Origin of the sequence: Herbaspirillum sp. meg3 (assembly GCF_002257565.1) — a bacterium.
Taxonomy (GTDB): Bacteria; Pseudomonadota; Gammaproteobacteria; order Burkholderiales; family Burkholderiaceae_D; genus Herbaspirillum.
Genome location: NZ_CP022736.1, coordinates 954,449 through 974,922 on the forward strand (window position 1 = coordinate 954,449; position 20,474 = coordinate 974,922).

19 protein-coding genes are annotated in these 20,474 nt (G+C 58.5%); 11 read left to right on the plus strand and 8 right to left on the minus strand.

Annotated features, from left to right (window positions below):
• The first annotated feature begins 25 nt into the window (after positions 1-25).
• The gene (locus tag hmeg3_RS04365) at positions 26-517 is read left to right on the plus strand and encodes a YqaA family protein (protein WP_094562642.1); all 492 of its coding nucleotides are present in this window, start codon (positions 26-28) and stop codon (positions 515-517) included.
• Here hmeg3_RS04365 and hmeg3_RS04370 read toward each other — a convergent pair.
• Positions 509-1,447 (minus strand): ZIP family metal transporter, encoded by a 939-nt coding sequence (locus tag hmeg3_RS04370; protein WP_094566136.1) that lies wholly within the window; start codon positions 1,445-1,447, stop codon positions 509-511. The genes hmeg3_RS04365 and hmeg3_RS04370 overlap by 9 nt on opposite strands.
• A gap of 370 nt (positions 1,448-1,817) precedes the next feature.
• Here hmeg3_RS04370 and hmeg3_RS04375 point away from each other — a divergent pair, with 370 nt between their 5' ends.
• The 9 genes from hmeg3_RS04375 to hmeg3_RS04415 all read left to right on the plus strand — a co-directional run bounded on the left by hmeg3_RS04375 (position 1,818) and on the right by hmeg3_RS04415 (position 12,874).
• Positions 1,818-5,819 carry an FAD/FMN-binding oxidoreductase gene (locus hmeg3_RS04375; protein WP_094562643.1) on the plus strand — a complete coding sequence of 1,334 codons (4,002 nt, stop codon included), beginning with the start codon at positions 1,818-1,820 and terminating at the stop codon, positions 5,817-5,819.
• A 2-nt stretch (positions 5,820-5,821) separates the two neighbouring features.
• Entirely contained in the window at positions 5,822-6,256 is a 435-nt protein-coding gene (locus tag hmeg3_RS04380) for an HIT family protein (protein ID WP_094562644.1), read from the plus strand.
• Positions 6,257-6,344: 88 nt separating this feature from the next.
• Positions 6,345-6,773 carry a gamma-butyrobetaine hydroxylase-like domain-containing protein gene (locus hmeg3_RS04385; protein ID WP_094562645.1) on the plus strand — a complete coding sequence of 143 codons (429 nt, stop codon included), beginning with the start codon at positions 6,345-6,347 and terminating at the stop codon, positions 6,771-6,773.
• Complete coding sequence (locus tag hmeg3_RS04390) at positions 6,751-7,266, plus strand: GNAT family N-acetyltransferase (protein WP_094562646.1); 516 nt, start codon at positions 6,751-6,753, stop codon at positions 7,264-7,266. Before hmeg3_RS04385 ends, hmeg3_RS04390 begins: the two co-directional genes overlap by 23 nt.
• Positions 7,267-7,330: 64 nt before the next feature.
• Entirely contained in the window at positions 7,331-8,065 is a 735-nt protein-coding gene (ubiE, locus tag hmeg3_RS04395; protein WP_094562647.1) for a bifunctional demethylmenaquinone methyltransferase/2-methoxy-6-polyprenyl-1,4-benzoquinol methylase UbiE, read from the plus strand.
• 25 nt (positions 8,066-8,090) lie between these two features.
• A complete protein-coding gene (locus hmeg3_RS04400) occupies positions 8,091-9,053 on the plus strand; it encodes a Tim44 domain-containing protein (RefSeq protein WP_094562648.1) in 963 nt (320 codons plus the stop codon).
• 145 nt (positions 9,054-9,198) lie between these two features.
• Positions 9,199-9,765, plus strand: coding sequence for an SCP2 domain-containing protein (locus hmeg3_RS04405; RefSeq protein ID WP_094566137.1), 567 nt, complete (start codon positions 9,199-9,201; stop codon positions 9,763-9,765).
• Positions 9,765-11,336 carry a ubiquinone biosynthesis regulatory protein kinase UbiB gene (gene ubiB, locus hmeg3_RS04410; RefSeq protein ID WP_094562649.1) on the plus strand — a complete coding sequence of 524 codons (1,572 nt, stop codon included), beginning with the start codon at positions 9,765-9,767 and terminating at the stop codon, positions 11,334-11,336. The genes hmeg3_RS04405 and ubiB overlap by 1 nt, the downstream gene beginning before the upstream one ends.
• A gap of 95 nt (positions 11,337-11,431) precedes the next feature.
• Entirely contained in the window at positions 11,432-12,874 is a 1,443-nt protein-coding gene (locus hmeg3_RS04415; protein ID WP_094562650.1) for a DHA2 family efflux MFS transporter permease subunit, read from the plus strand.
• A gap of 4 nt (positions 12,875-12,878) precedes the next feature.
• Here hmeg3_RS04415 and hmeg3_RS04420 read toward each other — a convergent pair whose 3' ends face one another.
• Positions 12,879-13,811 (minus strand): LysR family transcriptional regulator, encoded by a 933-nt coding sequence (locus tag hmeg3_RS04420; protein ID WP_094562651.1) that lies wholly within the window; start codon positions 13,809-13,811, stop codon positions 12,879-12,881.
• Between the two features lie 175 nt (positions 13,812-13,986).
• Between hmeg3_RS04420 and hmeg3_RS04425 the strand changes: the two genes are divergently transcribed.
• Positions 13,987-14,748: a 3-oxoacyl-ACP reductase family protein gene (locus tag hmeg3_RS04425; RefSeq protein WP_094562652.1), complete on the plus strand. Its 762-nt coding sequence runs from the start codon at positions 13,987-13,989 to the stop codon at positions 14,746-14,748.
• A 78-nt stretch (positions 14,749-14,826) separates the two neighbouring features.
• On the opposite strand, the gene trpC is transcribed toward hmeg3_RS04425, so the two are convergent.
• The 6 genes from trpC to hmeg3_RS04455 all read right to left on the minus strand — a co-directional run bounded on the left by trpC (position 14,827) and on the right by hmeg3_RS04455 (position 20,462).
• Positions 14,827-15,627 carry an indole-3-glycerol phosphate synthase TrpC gene (gene trpC, locus hmeg3_RS04430; protein ID WP_094562653.1) on the minus strand — a complete coding sequence of 267 codons (801 nt, stop codon included), beginning with the start codon at positions 15,625-15,627 and terminating at the stop codon, positions 14,827-14,829.
• Between the two features lie 59 nt (positions 15,628-15,686).
• Positions 15,687-16,319 carry a LysE family translocator gene (locus hmeg3_RS04435; RefSeq protein ID WP_094562654.1) on the minus strand — a complete coding sequence of 211 codons (633 nt, stop codon included), beginning with the start codon at positions 16,317-16,319 and terminating at the stop codon, positions 15,687-15,689.
• A gap of 26 nt (positions 16,320-16,345) precedes the next feature.
• Positions 16,346-17,383 (minus strand): anthranilate phosphoribosyltransferase, encoded by a 1,038-nt coding sequence (trpD, locus tag hmeg3_RS04440; RefSeq protein ID WP_094562655.1) that lies wholly within the window; start codon positions 17,381-17,383, stop codon positions 16,346-16,348.
• 37 nt (positions 17,384-17,420) lie between these two features.
• Entirely contained in the window at positions 17,421-17,996 is a 576-nt protein-coding gene (locus hmeg3_RS04445; RefSeq protein ID WP_094562656.1) for an aminodeoxychorismate/anthranilate synthase component II, read from the minus strand.
• On the minus strand, positions 17,997-19,508 hold the full coding sequence (trpE, locus tag hmeg3_RS04450; protein ID WP_094562657.1) for an anthranilate synthase component I: 1,512 nt from the start codon (positions 19,506-19,508) through the stop codon (positions 17,997-17,999).
• A 285-nt stretch (positions 19,509-19,793) separates the two neighbouring features.
• A complete protein-coding gene (locus hmeg3_RS04455; protein WP_094562658.1) occupies positions 19,794-20,462 on the minus strand; it encodes a phosphoglycolate phosphatase in 669 nt (222 codons plus the stop codon).
• Positions 20,463-20,474 lie beyond the last annotated feature (12 nt).

Sequence of the window (20,474 nt, forward strand, 5' to 3'; positions counted from 1 at the left end):
TTCCTAACTTACTTCCCCGGCCTGCATGATTGAAAACGCCATTCTCTGGTTACTGAAAACCCTTGCCGTTCCGACCGTCGGGCTCACTTCCGTTTTTATCATCAGTTTTGTTTCGGCAACATTGTTGCCGCTCGGCTCCGAGCCTGCTGTATTTGCCGTCATCAAAGCGAATCCGGAAATATTCTGGCAAGTGATTCTGGTGGCGACCGTCGGCAATACCCTGGGTGGCGTAGTGGATTACTGGATGGGGTATGGGGCAAAGCAGACTTTCGCCAAGGAACGCACCAGCCGTTGGTTTCACTGGCTGGAGCGCTTTGGCGCCAAGACCATGCTGCTGGCCTGGTTGCCGGGCGTGGGCGATCCGATTTGCACGCTGGCCGGCTGGCTCAAGCTGCCGTTCTGGCCGTCCGTGTTTTACATGGCGATCGGAAAGTTTTTCCGCTATATCTTCATGACGTGGCTGTTGCTCAACGTGCCGGATGGCTTTTGGCGCGCGGTCGCCGACTGGCTAGCCTAACAGCGTGTCAAGCAGCATCATCGTCACGAAACCTGCCAGCAAGCCCAGTGTGGCTTGTGTTTCGTGTCCCTGGCGATGCGACTCCGGAATGACTTCGTGACTGATCACAAATAGCATCGCACCTCCGGCACCCGCCAGCGCCCATGGCAAAGCGGTTGCGGATATGCCGGTTGCGAGTGCGCCAAGTACGCCGCCGATAGGTTCGACTAATCCTGACAGGATGCCGGCGCCGGCCGATTTCCACGGCGAGTAGCCCAACGTGCGCAACGCCAGCGCCACGACCAGGCCCTCCGGAATATCCTGAATCCCGATGCCGGTCGCCAGTGCAATCGCCTTGCCCATTTCATCTCCGCCGAATCCCACGCCGATCGCAAGACCTTCCGGGAAATTGTGAATGGTGACGGCCATCACAAACATCCAGATGCGGCTGGTGCGTGCGGAATGAATCTCAGGATTGGGGGCGATGAAATGCTGGTGCGGCACCAGGTGATTGATTGCCAGTACGAAGAGGCCGCCAAGCATGATCCCGGTTGCTGTCAGCAGCACGGCGGCAGTTTTGCCGTAACCGAGTGTCTGCGCCTGATTCATGGCGGGAATGATCAGCGAAAACACGCTCGCTGCCAGCATGATGCCGCCGCCGTAGCCCAGCATGACGTCTTGCGTGCGCTCCGAAATGCGGCGCGTGAACAGCACGCCAAGCGCGCCCAGCGCCGTCAGTCCGGCGGCCGCAGAGGAGCCGAGCAAGGCTGGCATGACCTGCGGATGCGCAAGGAAGCAGCTGCTTATTCCCTCGTAGGATTTGACCAGAATGAAGACGAGGCCGACCGCCAGCATGGCGATCTGGCGCAGGCGGAGTCCGGACAGGAAGCCGGAGCGTTCGGCCGGAGCCTGTTCGACGGGGAATGGTTTTCGCAATTGTGCTTGTATCATGGCAGTCATCCTTGTCGATGGATTGGCGGATGGCTGTCCTAAGCTTTGCACTCGGCGTATTCGGCGAGGGTGATGGCTAGATTTTCCAGAAATTCGGTAATCAGTAGTTGCAACATAGCATTCTCCAAGCGGCTTGGGTGAAATTTCGATAAGTTGATAATAAATTTAAGCAATCAATATTAAAAAATTGATTGTATTTATTAATTCAATAGGAATTTTTATATTGCAATGCGGAAATTCGCGCAAAAGCCGCGATTAATTCGCAAATAAGAAGCATTTCTTATTGTTCTGCCAAAAGTAAGGGCATTCCCTCGCGAGGGGCGGCAATAAGATAAAATGCACATCCGGCAGCAGATTTTTTTCCAAATTAATGAACGCCCCCGCAAAAATCCAGGCTTTGCTCACTGATGCGCCTCAAGGCGCAACTCCAACGCGCTTGCGCGAAATTCCCTACAACTACACCTCGTTCTCCGATCGCGAAATTGTTATTCGCTTATTGGGCGAGGATGCATGGCGTCTGCTCGATGAGCTACGCGCCAAGCGTCAGACCGGGCGATCTGCGCGGATGTTGTACGAGGTGCTGGGCGATATCTGGGTGGTGCGCCGCAACCCTTATTTGCAAGACGATCTGCTCGACAATCCCAAGCGCCGCGCTGCGCTGATCGATGCGCTCAATCATCGTCTGGCCGAAGTCGACAAACGCCGCATTGATATCAATCAGGGCGAAGCCGGCGACGCCGACGCTGCGCGCCGTAGCGCCAGTGTCGAAGCGCTGGTGCATGCGGCGAAGAAAGCGATTGTCGAATTCGCCGAAGAATTCAAGCGTACCTACGACCTGCGCAAGCGCGCCAACAAGGTTCTGGGACGTTACACGGCAAAAGACAACATCAAGTTCGACGGCTTGTCGCGCGTCTCGCACGTGACCGACGCCACCGACTGGCGTGTCGAGTATCCGTTCGTCGTGCTGACCCCCGACACCGAAGACGAAATGGCCGGTCTGGTCAAAGCCTGTATCGAACTTGGCCTGACCATCATCCCGCGTGGCGGCGGCACCGGTTATACCGGCGGCGCGATTCCGCTGACGCCGATGTCGGCTGTCATCAATACCGAAAAGCTGGAACAACTCGGCGCAGTCGAGATGGAAGTGCTGCCCGGGCTGGATACGCCGTACGCCACAATTTACTCGGGCGCCGGCGTCGTCACCAAGCGGGTATCCGATGCCGCTGAAAAAGCCGGCTTCGTGTTCGCCGTCGATCCAACCTCTGCTGAAGCCTCGTGCATCGGCGGCAACGTCGCCATGAATGCGGGCGGCAAGAAGGCTGTGTTGTGGGGTACTGCGCTCGACAACCTTGCCAGCTGGCGCATGGTTGATCCGCAGGGCGACTGGCTCGAAGTCACGCGTCTGGATCACAACCTCGGCAAGATTCACGATGTGGAACTCGCGCGCTTCAAGCTCGAGTGGTCGCATCCTGGCGAAAAAGGCCAGAAGACTGAAGTCTTCAAAACCGAGATCCTCGAAATCGCCGGCCGCAAATTCCGCAAGGAAGGCCTGGGCAAGGACGTCACCGACAAATTCCTGTCGGGTCTGCCCGGTATCCAGAAGGAAGGTTGCGACGGCCTGATCACCTCGGCGCGCTGGATCCTGCACAAGATGCCGAAGCAGACGCGCACCGTCTGTCTCGAATTCTTCGGCCAGGCACGCGACGCGATTCCATCGATCGTCGAAATCAAGAATTACCTCGATGCTGAAACCAAAAAGGGCGGTGCGATCCTGGCCGGCCTGGAGCATCTGGACGAGCGCTATCTGCGCGCGGTCGGCTACGCCACCAAATCCAAACGCGGCGTACTGCCGAAGATGGTGCTGATCGGCGACATCGTCGGCGATGACGAAAACGCCGTGGCGCAAGCCGCGTCGGAAGTGATCCGCATGGCGAACAATCGCGTCGGTGAAGGTTTTGTCGCGATCAGCCCTGAAGCACGCAAGAAATTCTGGCTCGACCGTTCGCGCACCGCTGCGATCGCGAAACACACCAACGCCTTCAAGATCAACGAAGACGTGGTGATTCCGCTCAATCGCATGGGCGAGTACACCGACGGTATTGAGCGCATCAATATCGAACTGTCGATCAAGAACAAGCTGCAATTCCTGGACGAACTCAACGCTTTCTTCGCCAAGGGCAATCTGCCATTGGGCAAGAGCGATGACGGCGAAGGCGAAGACATTCCGGCCGCAGAAATGCTGGAAGACCGCGTGCATCAGGCTGAAGACCTGATCGCACAGACGCAGGCGCGCTGGACCTATCTGCTGGCCAATCTCGACAAGCCGCTGCGCGTGGCCAAGGATGAGATGGCGGCGCTGGGCCTGGACAAGCTGTTGCCGGTATTCGATCACCGTCTGGTTGAGCAGCCTGACGCCAACGTTTTTCACGTCGTACAAGACCGCACCGTGCGCGTGTCGTGGAAGCAGGAAGTGCGCGCGCACTTGCGCCAGATTTTCAGCGGCGCCGCGTTCAAACTGATCCTGGAAGAATGCAACGCCATCCACAAGCGCGTGCTGCGCGGCCGCGTGTTCGTTGCGTTGCACATGCATGCGGGCGACGGCAACGTGCATACCAACTTGCCGGTCAACTCCGATCATTATCAGATGTTGCAGGATGCGCATGAAGCCGTGGCGCGCATCATGACGCTGGCGCGTTCGCTGGACGGCGTGATTTCCGGCGAGCATGGCATCGGTATCACCAAGCTGGAATTCCTGACCGAAGAAGAAATCGGTGAATTCCGCGAGTACAAATTGCGCATCGATCCGGAAGGCCGTTTCAACAAGGGCAAGCTGCTGAATCTGCCCGGCTTTGAAGCCGACCTGTCCAATGCCTACACGCCGTCGTTCGGTCTGATGGGCCACGAATCGCTGATCATGCAGCAAAGCGATATCGGCGCCATCGCCAACAGCGTCAAGGACTGCCTGCGTTGCGGCAAGTGCAAACCGGTGTGTGCAACGCACGTGCCGCGTGCGAACCTGCTTTACTCGCCGCGCAACAAGATTTTGGCCACCTCGCTGCTGGTCGAAGCCTTCCTGTACGAAGAGCAGACGCGTCGCGGCATCTCGATCAAGCATTGGGAAGAGTTCGAAGACGTCGCCGACCACTGCACTGTCTGCCATAAATGCGTGACGCCATGCCCGGTCGATATCGACTTCGGCGACGTCTCGATGAACATGCGCAATCTGTTGCGCAAGATGGGCAAGAAGTCGTTCAATCCGGGCACTACCGCAGCGATGTTCTTCCTCAACGCGACCGATCCGGCGACCATCAACGCCACGCGCAAAGTGATGACCGATTGGGGTTTCAAGGCTCAGCGTCTGGGCAACGACATCCTCAAGAAGTTCGCGAAGAAGCAGACGCAGAAACCTGCGGCCACGGTCGGCAAAGCGCCGATCAAGGAGCAGGTGATCCACTTCATCAACAAGAAGATGCCCGGCAATCTGCCGAAGAAGACTGCGCGCGCCTTGCTGGATATCGAAGATGACAAGATCGTGCCGATCATCCGCGATCCGAAGACGACCACGGCCGATACCGAAGCCGTGTTCTACTTCCCGGGTTGTGGTTCGGAGCGCCTGTTCTCGCAAGTCGGCCTCGCCACGCAAGCGATGCTGTGGAATGTCGGCGTGCAGACGGTTCTGCCGCCGGGTTACCTGTGCTGCGGTTATCCGCAACGCGGCAGCGGCGACTTCGACAAGGCTGAGAAGATCATCACCGACAACCGCGTGCTGTTCCATCGCATGGCCAATACGCTGAACTACCTCGACATCAAGACCGTCGTGGTGTCGTGCGGTACGTGCTACGACCAGCTGCAAGGTTATGAATTCGAAAAGATCTTCCCGGGCTGCCGCATCATCGACATCCACGAATATCTGCTGGAGAAAGGGGTGCGCCTGGAAGGCGTCACCGGTACCCGCTACATGTACCACGACCCTTGTCACAGCCCGATGAAACTGCAGGATCCGCTGAAAACAGTCAATTCGCTGATCACCACCATCGACGCGCAAAAGATCGAGAAGAACGATCGCTGCTGCGGTGAGTCGGGCACCTTCGGCGTGAGCCGTCCGGATGTCTCGACCCAGGTGCGCTTCCGCAAGGAAGAAGAAATGCGCAAGGGCGCCGACAAGGTGCGTGCAGACGGCTTTGACGGCGACGTCAAGATTCTGACATCGTGCCCGTCGTGCTTCCAGGGTTTGTCGCGCTACAACGAAGATTCGGGCACGACGGCCGACTACATCGTGGTCGAAATGGCCAAGCATCTGCTCGGTGAAAACTGGTTGCCTGATTACGTGGCGCGCGCCAACAACGGCGGTATTGAACGTGTGCTGGTGTAAGCATGGGCAATGTCAGCGCTTGTGATTTGTGCGACGGCGACGGCGGCCAGCTGGTATTCAGGAACGACGGTTATCGCGTCGTGCTGGTCGACGAAGCCGCTTATCCCGGCTTCTGCCGCGTGATCTGGAATGGCCACGTCAAGGAAATGACCGACCTGTCGCCGGCTGATCGTAACGCCGTCATGCAAGCAGTGTGGGCGGTCGAGGCCGCCGTACGCGAAGTCATGCAGCCGGAAAAAATCAACGTCGCCAGCCTCGGTAACATGACGCCCCACGTGCACTGGCACGTGATTCCGCGCTATGCCGACGACGCGCATTTCCCCAGCCCTGTCTGGGCCGAGGTCAAGCGCGACACGCCGGCGGCGACGCTGGAGCAGCGTCGCGCAAAACTGCCGCAACTGCGCACCGCCATCGAACGTCATCTGGCGACATCCTGATCTGACGATCTTCATGAAGGCCGGTTGGCCCGCAAAGAATAAAAGCCAAGCAGCCGGTCTTCGTTTCACAGAATAGAAAGCGCAAGCAATGAGTTCTGGTCCTACGCCCGTATCCTTCAAAGTCCGCACGCAATCGCGCGTCATGGAAGTCGCCTTCGACGATGGCGCGATGTATTCGATTCCTTTCGAACTGTTGCGCGTGTATTCGCCTTCCGCCGAGGTGCGCGGCCACGGCCCCGGCCAGGAAACGCTGCAAACCGGCAAGCGCGATGTCGGCATTGTCGGTGTCGAGCCGGTCGGCAACTACGGCATCAAACCGATTTTCTCCGACGAGCATTCCAGCGGGATCTTTACCTGGGAATACCTCTATCAGCTTGGCCGCGACCAGGATGCAATGTGGGAAACCTATCTGCAAAAACTGGAAGCCGCCGGCTTCACCCGCGACAGCGGCAGGGATCCGGGCGCTGTCGTTTCAAGCGACAAAGGAAACGGCCATGCCTGTGGACACCATCACTGAACCAGCCGGTTTCATCGTCCGTGCCGCGCACCCCGGCGATGTCGACGGCCTGACCAAACTGATCAATCAGCCCGGTTTTCGCCACGGCACCTTGCGTTTGCCGCATCAGACTTTCGAGACCGTACGCACATGGCTCGAAGCACCATCCATCGGTGGTCTGCACCTGGTCGCAGTGGAAGCGGGAACGGTCATCGCTCAGGGCAGTCTTACCCGTTACGCGGGGCGGCGCAGCCATGCGGCTTCGATCGGTATGGGTGTGCATGATGCGCACTGCGGCAAGGGCGTCGGCTCAGCATTGATGAAAGAACTGGTCGATGCTGCCGACAACTGGCTCGATATCCGTCGCTTGGAACTGACGGTGTTCAGCGACAATGCCCCGGCCATCGCGCTATACCGCAAGTTTGGTTTTGCAACGGAAGGCGAGCACAAGGCGTTTGCCTTCCGCGCCGGTGAGTACGTCGATGCACTCGCGATGGCGCGTTTGCGTGACTGATGCCGGACGGCATCGCCTCACATTGACCTTATATAATGTCGTATTACTCATAACAGGTTGCCTCATGACCAACACCACTCACTTCGGTTACGAAACCGTCGCAGAAGAAGAAAAAGTACATAAAGTCGCCGAAGTCTTTCATTCCGTCGCCGCCAAGTACGACGTCATGAACGACTTCATGTCGGCCGGCCTGCATCGCGTGTGGAAGGCCTTCACTATTGCTCAGGCGGGTATCCGTCCGGGTTTCAAGGTGCTGGATATTGCAGGCGGCACCGGTGACCTGTCCAAGGCGTTTGCCAAGCAAGCGGGGCCGACCGGTGAAGTCTGGCTGACCGATATCAACGAATCAATGCTGCGCGTGGGCCGTGATCGCCTATTGAATAAGGGGATTCCGACCCCCACGTTGCTGTGCGACGCGGAGAAATTGCCGTTTCCGGACAACTATTTCGACCGCGTTTCGGTAGCCTTCGGTCTGCGTAACATGACGCACAAGGATGCGGCACTGGCGGAAATGCGCCGGGTGCTCAAGCCGGGCGGCAAGTTGCTGGTGCTGGAATTCTCCAAAGTCTGGGAGCCGCTGAAGAAGCCTTATGACGTGTATTCCTTCTCGGTGCTGCCATGGTTGGGTAAAAAAGTTGCCAATGACGCTGAAAGTTATCGTTACCTGGCTGAATCGATTCGCATGCATCCCGATCAGGAAACTCTGAAAAAGATGATGGAAGACGTCGGTCTGGAGCGCGTGCAGTACTACAACCTGACGGCCGGTGTGGCGGCATTGCATACCGGCATCAAACTCTAGCCTGAACAAATTTGTAGGAGCTCGTGTGAAAAAGTTATTCGTAATCCTGATGCTGGCCCTGACGACCATGACGGTCGCGATGTCCGGCGCCGAAGCCAAACGCCTCGGCGGCGGTGGCTCTTTCGGCAAGCAATCCTCGAACTATTCGCGCCAGGCGCCGACAAGCCCTGTGCAATCGCCGTCCAATGTTGCACCGGCTAAGCCTGCAGCGCCTGCCGCGGCTCCGCAGACGGTGCCGCCTAAACCGGCAAGCCCATGGAAGGGTATCCTCGGCGGCGCCTTGCTGGGCCTCGGCCTGGGCGCGTTGCTGTCGCATTTCGGCCTGGGCGGCGCAATGGCGGGCATGATCAGTACCATCTTGATGGTGGCTTTGCTGGCATTCGTGGCAATGTTCCTGTTCCGCATGTTCAGCCGCAAGAGCGGCAATACAACCAGCAATGGTAGCGGCTTCAATCCGCAGCCGGCCTACGCCAGTGCCGCTGAACCAACCGTCTATACCCCGGAAATCGGCTCGCGTATCGAGCCAACCGGCGTGCAAGCGCCGGCAGCATTGCAAGCGAATGAGTTTGGCTCGACTGCGGCTGCTGCGGCCAATGCACCGATCATTCCATGGGGTATTCCGGCCGACTTCGACGTTGCCGGTTTTGTCCGTAACGGCAAGACTTACTTCATTCGTCTGCAAGCGGCATGGGACAAGGCCGACATCAACGATATCCGCGAATTCACCACGCCTGAAATGTTCGGCGAACTGCGCTTGCAACTGCAAGAACGCGGCGCGGCAGCGAACAACACCGACGTCGTGCAGATCGACGGCGAGCTGCTCGGCATCGAAACGCTGGAGCACGATTACCTGGCGACCATCAAGTTCACCGGTCTGATCAAGGAAGCGCCCGATGTCTCGGCTGAGCCATTTGCCGAGATCTGGAATCTGTCCAAACCGGTCAACGGCAGCGGGGGCTGGGTGCTCGCAGGAATTCAGCAGGTGTAGCCGGATAGGTTCATGGGCTGCCCGCACACCCTGCTGAAGCCCGGAGTCACTTGGCAGCGCCAAGAACTGTTAAACTTGAAACCGCCCGACTCCTCTCGGGCGGTTTTCTTTTTTGATGCCGCACATTCCCATGCTCTCTAATTTCATGCGCCCCGTCGCTGCCGTCATCAACCATTTGCTTGCTCAGGAACCGTGGGCGCAAGCCCGGCTGGTCGCGCATCGCGACAAGACTGCTTGCATCGACGCCGGTCTGGCGCAACTGATGCTGACCGTGACCGGCGATGGCTTTCTCAAGAACGCGGATGAAAACGCCGTACCGGCCGTAACGATCCATGTGAAATTGTCCGACGTGCCACTGATTCTTGCCAACCGCGAGCGCGCCGTTTCTTACGTGAAGATCGAAGGCGATGCTGATTTCGCCAACGCCATTTCCCAACTGAGCCAGTCGCTGCGTTGGGATGCCGAAGAAGATCTCAGCAAGGTGGTCGGCGACATCGCGGCCACGCGCATCGTGTCCGGCGCCAGGTCGGCATTCTCCGCTGCGCAAACTACGCAAAAACAACTCGCCGAAAATGTCGCCGAATACTTTCTGGAAGAACAGCCGATGCTGATACGTCCTCACGTCATGACCGAATTTTCCGGTGACGTCGTCAAACTGCGCGATGACCTCGAACGCCTGTCCAAGCGGATAGAGAAGCTGGAGCGTCGCTGATGCTGCTGCGTTCCCTGCGTCTGTTCAAGATCGTTCGCGTCGCGATACGTTATGGCCTCGATGAAATTGCGATCTCCGGTTTCGACACGCCGCGCATCACCCGTTTTCTGAATGCGATTTTTTTCTGGCGCGATATTTCAACCCCGCGTGGCGAGCGTTTGCGCCGTGCGCTGGAAGACCTCGGCCCTATCTTCGTCAAGTTCGGGCAAGTACTGTCGACGCGTCGTGATTTGCTGCCGCTGGACATTGCCGACGAGCTGACGCGCTTGCAGGATCGCGTGCCGCCGTTCGACTCCGAACTGGCCATTGCGCAGATTCAGAAGTCGCTGGGCGCACATCCTGATGACTTGTTCGCCACTTTTGATCGCGCGCCGATCGCCTCGGCGTCAATCGCCCAGGTGCACTTCGCCACCCTGAAGGACGGCACCGAAGTTGCCGTCAAGGTGCTGCGTCCGGGTATGCGCAACACCATCGACCACGACATCGGCCTGATGCATGTCGCCGCCGACTGGGTTGAACGCCTGTGGGCTGATGGTCGCCGTCTCAAAGCCAAAGAAGTGGTTGCTGAGTTCGACAAATATCTGCACGACGAATTGGATCTGATGCGCGAAGCAGCCAACGCCAGTCAGCTGCGGCGCAACTTCGCCAACTCCGATTTGCTGATGGTGCCGGAGATGTATTGGGATTACTGCTCTTCGTCCGTGATCGTGATGGAGCGCATGCACGGTATCCCGATCGGGCAGACGGCGCGCTTGCTGGAAGAGGGCGTCGATCTGGGCAAGCTGTCGCGCGACGGTGTAGAGATTTTCTTCACGCAGGTGTTCCGCGACGGATTCTTCCACGCCGACATGCATCCGGGGAACATCCTGGTGTCGACCGCTCCGGCCACGTTCGGCCGCTACATCGCTCTGGATTTCGGCATCGTTGGTACGCTGACCGACTTCGACAAGGATTATCTGTCGCAGAATTTCCTGGCGTTCTTCCAGCGGGATTACAAACGCGTGGCTGAAGCGCATATCGAGTCCGGCTGGGCGCCGAAAGAAACGCGCGTCGACGAACTTGAGGCTGCCGTGCGCGCCTGTTGCGAACCGATCTTCGATCGCCCGCTGAAAGACATCTCGTTCGGCCAGGTGCTGTTGCGCTTGTTCCAAACCTCGCGCCGTTTCAACGTCGAAGTGCAGCCGCAACTGGTGCTGCTGCAAAAGACCTTGCTCAACGTCGAAGGCCTCGGCCGTCAGCTCGATCCGGATCTCGATTTGTGGAAGACCGCCAAGCCCTATCTGGAACGCTGGATGAACGAGCAGATCGGCTGGCGAGGGTTTGTGCAGCAGCTGAAAATCGAGGTGCCGCGTTACAGCAGGTTGTTGCCGCAATTGCCACGGCTGGCGCATCAGGCGCTGACGATGGCAACGGAAAACAATCAGAATTCGCAGAACGCCGAGTTGCTCAAGAAGCTGGTGAGCGAGCAGCGCCGTACCAACATGTTGTTGGGCGTGATCGTCTATTTTGGCGGTGGTTTGATCGGCGGCATCATTGTCGTGCAGTTGCTGATCCATTTCCTGCGGTTTTAATAGGGACAATGGAGGCGGTCACGTTTCTGCATGCATGAACGCGGCCGGATGTTGAATCAATAGAAGAATAAAACAGAGACAGATACGGGACAGGGATGACAGCCGGACAGAATTCATCGCGCTTGCATTGGTTGCCTTTCATTGTGGCCGCGACCTTCTTCATGGAATACCTCGACACCACCATCATCGCGACAGCATTGCCGCAGATGGCGCAGGCGTTCAAGGTGGGGCCGAATGAATTGAGTCTGGGCATGACTGCCTACATGCTGACGCTGGCGGTATTCATCCCGATCAGCGGCTGGGTGGCGGATCGTCTCGGTTCGCGCACGGTGTTCGGCTCGGCGATTGTGATCTTTACGCTGGCGTCGGTGTTGTGCGGCATCTCCGGCAGCGTGTTCGAGTTCACGGCGGCGCGTATCTTGCAGGGCATGGGCGGCGCGCTGATGGTGCCGGTCGGTCGTCTGATCGTGGTGCGCAATACCAGCAAGGACAAGCTGATGCAGGCGATTTCAACCATCACTTGGCCGGCGATTGTGGCGCCGGTGGTGGGGCCGTCTCTCGGTGGATTTATCACCACCTATTTTTCCTGGCACTGGATCTTCCTGATCAATGTGCCGTTCGGTATCGCTGCGCTGATCGCGGTGGCGAAGCTGGTTCCCAATGAGCGCGGCACGCAGCGCCGTCCGCTGGACATGGTTGGCTTCTTCCTGAGCGGTACGGCGCTGACCTCGCTGCTGTATGGCACCGAGCTGGCCAGCCACACCGAAACCAATCTGACCGTCGCGATTCTGTTCATCCTCGCAGGCATCGTGCTAGGCGTGTTTTCGTATCGTCACGGCATGCGCAGCGAACATCCTTTGCTCGATTATTCGACGCTCAAGGTGCCGACTTTCAACGTCACTGTTGTCGCGGGTTCATTCACGCGCATCGGTATCGAAGCGGTGCCGTATTTATTGCCGCTGCTGTTTCAGATCGGGTTTGGCTTGTCGGCCTTTCACTCCGGGTTGTTGCTGCTGGCGAGTGCACTGGGCAACCTGGGCATGAAGATGTTCACCACGCGCGTGCTGCAGCGTTTTGGGTTCCGCCGCGTGGCGCTGAACAATGCGGCCATTGCCGGCGTGTTCGTGCTGGCTTGCGGCTTACTCACTGCGACTACCCCGGTGCCGGTGGTATTGATGACGATCTTCATTTATGGTTTATCGCGCTCGATGCAATTCACCACGCTGGCGACCCTGGCTTATGCAGATGTAAGTGAAGCGCAAAAGAGTGCAGCGTCAACCTTGTGGAGCGTGGCGCAGCAGATGACTATCGGCATGGGGATTGCGTTCGGCGCGCTGGCGTTGCGCATCGCTTCTTACTTTAATGGCGGCGCCGATCTCGCCAGCGGCGAAGCGCATTTTTCGGTGACCGATTTTCACTGGGCGTTTGCCATGGCGGGTGTGTTGACGCTGTGCTCGGCGCTCGGCTATCGGACGCTCGCGAAAGATGCCGGTAATAACCTTGGCGGTGGCGCACGCGCCAATGCCAAGGGTCGCTAAGCCGCTAGACTGATTCGATGGCGGAGAAACGCCGTGCCAGTTCTTCGCGGCGGAAGTGTTCCACCACATAGTCGACGAACACGCGCGTCTTGGCCGGCAACAGCCGCGCCGCGGCGAAGTAGAGCGCGAGCATCCCGCCGTCGACGTGCCAATCCGGCAGCACCCGCACCAGTGCGCCGCTCTTCATATATACCACCGCATGGGGCATTGCTGTCAGCGTGATGCCCAGCCCCATTTGCGCAGCCTCGCATGCCGCGTTCGGGTCACTCATCGTCATCTTCACTTTCAGATTGATCGGGGACTGCGCGCCGTCGCGATTGCGCAAGGTCCAGGCACGGATGCGGCCGGTTTGCGGTGAGCGGATCAGGATGCCGTCGTGCTGTTCCAGATCGTCGGGCGTGTTGATTGCGGGGCGTTGCGTCAGATAGGCTGGCGACGCCAGCAGCACCCGATGTGCCGGCGCCAGTTCGCGCGCGACGATGCCGGGTGGCAGTTCGATGCCACCGCCGATGGCGGCGTCAAAGCCTTCTGTAATCAAATCCACAGGGCGATTGTCAAAATGCCAGTCCGGCGAGATGGCCGGGTAGCGCTCCAGAAATCCGCTCAGCAGCGGCACGATATATTCACGCCCGAATCCCGTCCCCATGCTGACCTTCAACACGCCGGCCGGCTGACCGCCTGCGCTGGCCAGATTGGCGACCGCGCTCTGGATACTGGACAGGCCGCCGCTGACTTCCTGCAGAAACCTTTCCCCGGCTTCGGTCAGGCGCAGGCTGCGCGTGCTGCGCTGAAACAGCCGTACGCCCAGATTGGACTCTAGCCGGGCGACGTTCTTGCCGACGGCGGCAGAGGTCAGGCCGAGTCGCCGTGCGGCTGCGGAGAAGCTGCCGGCTTCGGCGGAGGCGACAAAACACTCAATGCTGGTCAGGGATTCCATAGGCCTATTTTAAACATAATGTTTAAAAAGAAGATAGTGATTGCTGTCTAGTTTAAACATAATCGCTGCCCCATACTTCAGTCCAAGCCAAACGGAATTCGAGTCCAACCCAAGGAAACCGCAGGCCATTTATTCAATTTGTTCATTCTCTCTTACCCAAACAAGGAGCAATATCATGACTGCAAACACCAACACCAATCTGACCCTGTCCAACAAAGTTGCCTTCGTGCAAGGCGGTTCGCGCGGCATCGGCGCCGCCATCGTCAAGCGTCTGGTGCGCGAAGGCGCCACCGTTGCCTTCACTTATGTCAGCTCGCCTGACAAGGCGCAGGCACTGGTCACCGAAATTGAAGCCAAGGGCGGCCGTGCCCTGGCGATCCAGGCTGACAGCTCGGACACCACAGCACTGCAGCAAGCGATTCGCATCGCCGCTGAAACCTTCGGCCGTCTCGACATCCTGGTCAACAACGCCGGCGTGCTGGCCATGGGCCCTGTAGAAGAGTTCAAGCTGGAAGATCTGGACCGCACACTGGCGGTGAACGTGCGCAGCGTGTTCGTGGCAACTCAGGAAGCCGTACGTTTCATGGGCGAAGGCGGCCGCATCATCACCATCGGCAGCACTAACGCAGATCGCATGCCGTTTGCCGGTGGCGCTGTGTACGCCATGAGCAAGTCGGCCATCGTCGGCCTGACCAAGGGTTTATCGCGCGACCTCGGTCCACGTGGCATCACCGTCAATAACGTGCAGCCTGGTCCGGTCGACACCGACATGAACCCAGCCAACGGCGATTTCGCTGAAACACTGAAGGGTTTGATGGCATTGCCACGTTACGGCAAGGACGAAGAAATCGCCAGCTTCGTGGCGTATCTGGCTGGTCCTGAAGCGGGCTATATCACTGGCGCCAGCCTGACGATTGATGGCGGCTTCTCGGCTTAATCCAATCGGAAAGCAGTAGACGTAAAAAAAGCGGAGCCTCGTGCTCCGCTTTTTTATTGCCAGAGAGAGATCGAGTGATCAGGCAAACAAGCGCGCCAGTTCGACACCCGGTTCCGGCGCGCGCATGAAGGCTTCGCCGACCAGGAAGGCGTTGACGTTGGCTTCACGCATGCGCTTGACGTCTTCCGGCGTGGCGATGGCCGATTCGGTGACGACCAGCTTTTCCGAAGGAATGCGCGGCAGCAGGTTCAGCGTGGTGTCCAGCGTGGTTTCGAAGGTGCGCAGGTTGCGGTTGTTGATGCCCAGCAGCGCGGTCTTCAGTTTCAGCGCCGCGTCGAGTTCGACGCCGTCATGCACTTCTACCAGCACGCTCATACCTAGTTCGTGCGCGCACGCTTCGAGTTCAACCATCAGGCCGTGATCGAGCGCGGCGACAATCAGCAGGATGGCGTCGGCACCCCACGAGCGCGCTTCGTAGACCTGATACAGGTCCATCATGAAATCCTTGCGCAGCACCGGCAGAGCACAGGCGGCCCGCGCCTGCTTGAGGTATTCCGGCGCGCCCTGGAAGAATTGCACGTCGGTCAGCACCGACAGGCATGCCGCACCGTGGGTGGCGTAGCTGACAGCGATCTCGGCCGGCTTGAAATCAGGGCGGATCACACCCTTGGAAGGCGAGGCTTTTTTGACTTCGGCGATGATGCCGGCATGACCCGCGGCGATCTTGCCACGCATGCTGGCTTCGAAGCCACGCAATTGCGCGCGCGCCTCGGTATCGGATTCAACGTCGCGACGCAGGCTGGCGAGGTCGCGGTGTTTCTTCGCCGCTTTCACTTCGTCAGCTTTGACGTCGAGGATCTTGTTGAGGATGTCAGACATAAATATTCCTTGGTTGCTGCTTATTTAAATTTCTTGCTTGCGTTGCTTATTTACGTTGCTTACTTACGTTGATCAATGGCAAGTCGAACCGCCAGTGCGCCGAGCGTTAGTCCCATGATGTAGCGTTGCGCCCGCATCCAGCCCGGATTGTTCGAAAAGAAACCGGCGATGGCGCTGGCGGTCAGAATCAGCAAGCCGTTGACGACGAAGCTGACGGTGATCTGCGTCACACCCAGTGTCAGGCTTTGCAGCATGACATGACCATGTTCAGGGTGAATGAACTGTGGCAGGAAGGACATGTAGAACATCGCCGCCTTGGGATTGAGCAGATTTGTCAAAAAACCCATGCGGAACAAGGTCGCGTTGCTGTCGTGCGGCAGGTTTTGTGTCTGAAACGGCGGCGCACCGCCCGGCTTGAGCGCATTCCACGCCATCCATAAAAGATAGGCTGCGCCGAGATACTTGATCAGGTCGTAAGCCAGCGGCACCGCCAGGAACAATGCCGTCAATCCGAAGGTGGCCGCCAGCATATGCACGATGAAACCGGCCGCCACGCCCAGTAGCGAAATCATGCCCGCTGCACGACCCTGGCAGATCGAGCGCGACACGCAATACATCATATTAGGGCCGGGCGTGAGCACCAGCACCAATGCGGCCAACGCAAAAATCATCAGGTCGTTCAAGGGGATCATGGTGTGCGCCTTTTGTCGGTGAAGGATTAGTTTTTGCCGCCCAGTTGCCGTGTCACATTCACAAATTGCTCGACCTTGGCCAGCGCCGCACCGGAAGCAATGGTCGCGCGTGCCTTGTTCAGGCCTTCTTCAATCGATGCCGCGACGCCGGCTGCATACAATGCCGTGCCGGCGTTGATGGCGACGATATCGTGTACCGGACCGGGTACGCCCTTGAGCGCTTCGAAGATTTTTTCCTTTGACTCGGCGGCGTTCGCGACCTGCAGGTTACGGCTGGCGAACATGCTCATGCCAAAGTCTTCCGGATGGATCTCATATTCGCGGATTTCGCCGTTGACCAGCTCACCGATCATGGTCGCGCCGCCCAGTGTGACTTCGTCCAGATTGTCGCGGCCCCAGACTACGATTGCATGTTGCGCGCCCAGGCGTTGCAGCACACGTACCTGGATGCCGACCAGATCCGGATGGAACACGCCCATCAGGATATTCGGCGCACCGGCAGGGTTGGTCAGCGGTCCGAGGATGTTGAAGATGGTGCGTACACCCAGTTCCTTGCGCACCGGCGCAGCGTGTTTCATCGCGGCGTGGTGGTTGGGCGCGAACATGAAGCCGATACCGGTCTGGGCGATCGATTGTGCGACTTGTTCCGGTTGCAGGTTGATGTCGGCGCCCAGCGCTTCGAGCACATCGGCGCTGCCCGACGACGACGACACGCTACGGCCGCCATGTTTGGCGACGCGCGCGCCGGCAGCGGCAGCGACGAACATGGTCGCAGTAGAAATGTTGAAGGTATGTGCGCCATCTCCCCCGGTACCGACGATGTCGAGCAAGTTGCTGGTGTCGGCCATCGGTACCTTGGTGGCGAACTCGCGCATGACTTGGGCTGCGGCAGCGATTTCGCCGATGCTTTCTTTCTTGACGCGCAGGCCCATGGTGAGCGCGGCGATCATGACCGGCGACATGTCGCCGCTCATGATTTGACGGAACAGCGTCAGCATTTCGTCGTGGAAAATTTCGCGATGCTCGATGCAGCGAAGTAAGGCTTCTTGTGGCGTGATGGACATAATCTTTTCTCGAATGGTGTGATGCGATCGGCCGCGCTTAAGAGCGTGCTGTGCCGGTCAGGAAATTTTTCAGCAAGGCGTGGCCGTGTTCGGACAGGATCGATTCAGGGTGAAATTGCACACCCTGCAAATCGAATTCCTTGTGGCGCACGCCCATGATTTCACCATCGTCGGTCCATGCGGTGACTTCGAGGCAATCGGGCAGCGAGGCGCGTTCGATGGCCAGCGAGTGATAACGGATCACGGTGTAAGGGCTCGGGATATCCTTGAAGACGCCGACGCCGGTATGGGCGATCTTCGATGTCTTGCCGTGCATGACTTGCTTGGCACGTACGACCTTGCCGCCGAAGGCTTCGCCGATGGCCTGATGGCCGAGACAGACGCCGAGAATCGGCAGCTTGCCTGAGAAATGTTTGAGCAAGTCGATGCAGATGCCGGCTTCTTTCGGGCTGCATGGACCTGGCGACAGGCAGATGCGTTCGGGATTCAGTTTTTCGATTTCATCGAGTGTGATCTCATCGTTGCGGATGGTCAGCACTTCTTCACCGAGCTCGCCAAAATACTGGACGATGTTGTAGGTGAAGGAATCGTAGTTGTCGATCATCAGCAGCATTTAGATTTCTCCATCCAGTCCGTCTTGCACTTGTTCGGCAGCGCGCAGCACCGCCCGCGCCTTGTTTTCGGTTTCTTCCCATTCCATTTCTGGTACCGAGTCGGCAACGATGCCGGCGGCGGCCTGCACGTACAGCGTGCCGTCCTTGATGACGCCGGTGCGAATCGCGATCGCGACATCCATCTCTCCGCCGAACGACAAGTAGCCGCAGGCACCGCCGTAGATGCCGCGCTTGGTTGGTTCGAGTTCGTCGATGATTTCCATCGCGCGCACTTTCGGCGCACCCGACAGCGTGCCGGCGGGGAAGGTGGCTTTCAGCACGTCCAGATTCGACAAGCCGGGTTTGAGCAAGCCTTCGACATTGGAGACGATGTGCTGCACGTGGGAATATTTTTCGATGACCATCTGGTCGGTGACCTTGACGCTGCCGGTAGTGGCGATGCGGCCGATGTCGTTGCGCGCCAGATCGATCAGCATGACGTGTTCGGCGATTTCTTTCGGATCGGCCAGCAGTTCAGTGGCCAGTTGTGCATCGCGTTCCGGCGTCGAGCCGCGTGGGCGGGTGCCGGCCAGCGGACGGATGGTGATCTTCTTTTGCGCCTGGCCGTCGGAGGTTTGGCCGATAGTTTCGTTGCGCACCAGGATTTCCGGCGAGGCGCCGACGATCTGCATATCGCCGAAGTTGTAGTAGTACATATACGGCGACGGGTTCAGCGAACGTAGCGCGCGGTACAGCATCAGCGGCGAATCGACGTAGGACTTCTTCAGGCGCTGGCCGATCTGCACTTGCATCAGGTCGCCGGCCATGACGTATTCCTTGGCTTTGGCAACGGCCTTCAGGTATTCGTCCTTGGGGAATTCGCGAATCGTTTCGGTACGCACCGAGCCGCTCGTGACCGGCGCATCGGCACCGCGGCGCAGCATGGCGCGCAGGTCCTTGAGGCGTTGGCGGCCTTTGCTAAAGGCTTCCGGTTGTGACGGATCGGTGTAGACGATGAGGTAGAGCTTGCCGGAGAGATTGTCAATGACGGCCAGTTCTTCGGTAACGAGTAACTGGATGTCGGGCAGGCCGAGGTCGTCTTTCGGCGCGCTGTCGGCCAGGCGCTTTTCGATATAGCGCACGGCGTCGTAGCCAAAGTAGCCGGCCAGGCCACCGCAGAAGCGCGGCATGCCGGGGCGGATCGCGACTTTGTAGCGCGACTGGAATTCGGCGATGAATTCGAGCGCGTTGCCTTCGAGCGATTCGACGACCTTGTCGTTTTTCAGGACTTCAATCTTGTTGCCGAAGCTGCGCAGCTTGGTCGTGGCCGGCAGACCGATGAAGGAATAGCGGCCGAAGCGTTCGCCGCCGACGACTGATTCCAGCAGGAAAGTATTCTTGCCGGCGTTCTGGGTTTGCGCCAGTTTGAGGTACAGGGTCAGCGGGGTTTCCAGATCGGCGAAAGCTTCGGCGATCAAGGGAATGCGGTTATAGCCTTGCGAGGCCAGCGATTTGAATTCGAGTTCGGTCATCGTTTCTCTCCAGGACCGCTATTGTAAGACGGCTTGCGGATTGCAGGACGACTGGAAGCGTCCTGGCAAGCGCATGCCGACAATAGCGGTATTTAAACAGGGGTGTTGTTGCAAAAAACTCGCTGGTTCGCGGGAAGGGGAGCGGCCAGCAGCTGACGAGGGTTAGTTAGCCCAGGATTGCCAGCGTCGCCACAGCCAGGCCTCAGGGGCGGCTGATTGGTTGGCGTTGAGTTTTTTGTTGAGAAACATTTGTCAGTGGTCTTTAGATAATGACTACGCTAATGCTTAAGAAATTTGGTGCGCTGCATCCAGCAGCGTTGGAACTATACCATCGGAATCGACATTGTGTATAGGTTCGCCGTGGTTATAGCCATACGGCACGTTGAGCACGCGGCAACCCGCAGCCCGTGCGGCTTGCGCGTCGTTGGACGAATCGCCGATGGCGACCACTTGCGCCGGTTGCAGAGAAAAATCTGCGCAAACCTGCAGCAAAGGCAAGGGATCCGGTTTCTTTTTCGGCAAGGAATCACCGCCGTAGATCACATCAAAATACGGATACAGGCCCTTTTTATCCATCAGCGGCAAGGCGAAGGCGATCGGCTTGTTGGTTACGCAGGCCAGACGCAGGCCCTTGGCCTTGAGCGCCTGCAGGCCTTCGATCACGTTCGGATAGAGCGTGGCGTAATCGCCGTTGATGGCGAGGTAATGTTCCTGATAGGAGGCGAGGGCTTCTTCGAAGCGCTGTTCTACGCCGTCTTCATCGTAATCGACGGCCAGCACGCGGCGCATCAGGTTTTCCGATCCCTTGCCGACAAAATTGACGATGGTTTGCATCGCCAGCGGCCCCAGGCCCAGGTCGGCGCGCATGCGGTTCACTGCGACGTGAAAATCCGGCGCAGTGTCGAGCATGGTGCCGTCGAGGTCGATGATGGCGGCTTTGATGTTGTCGAGCATGGAATCTTCTTT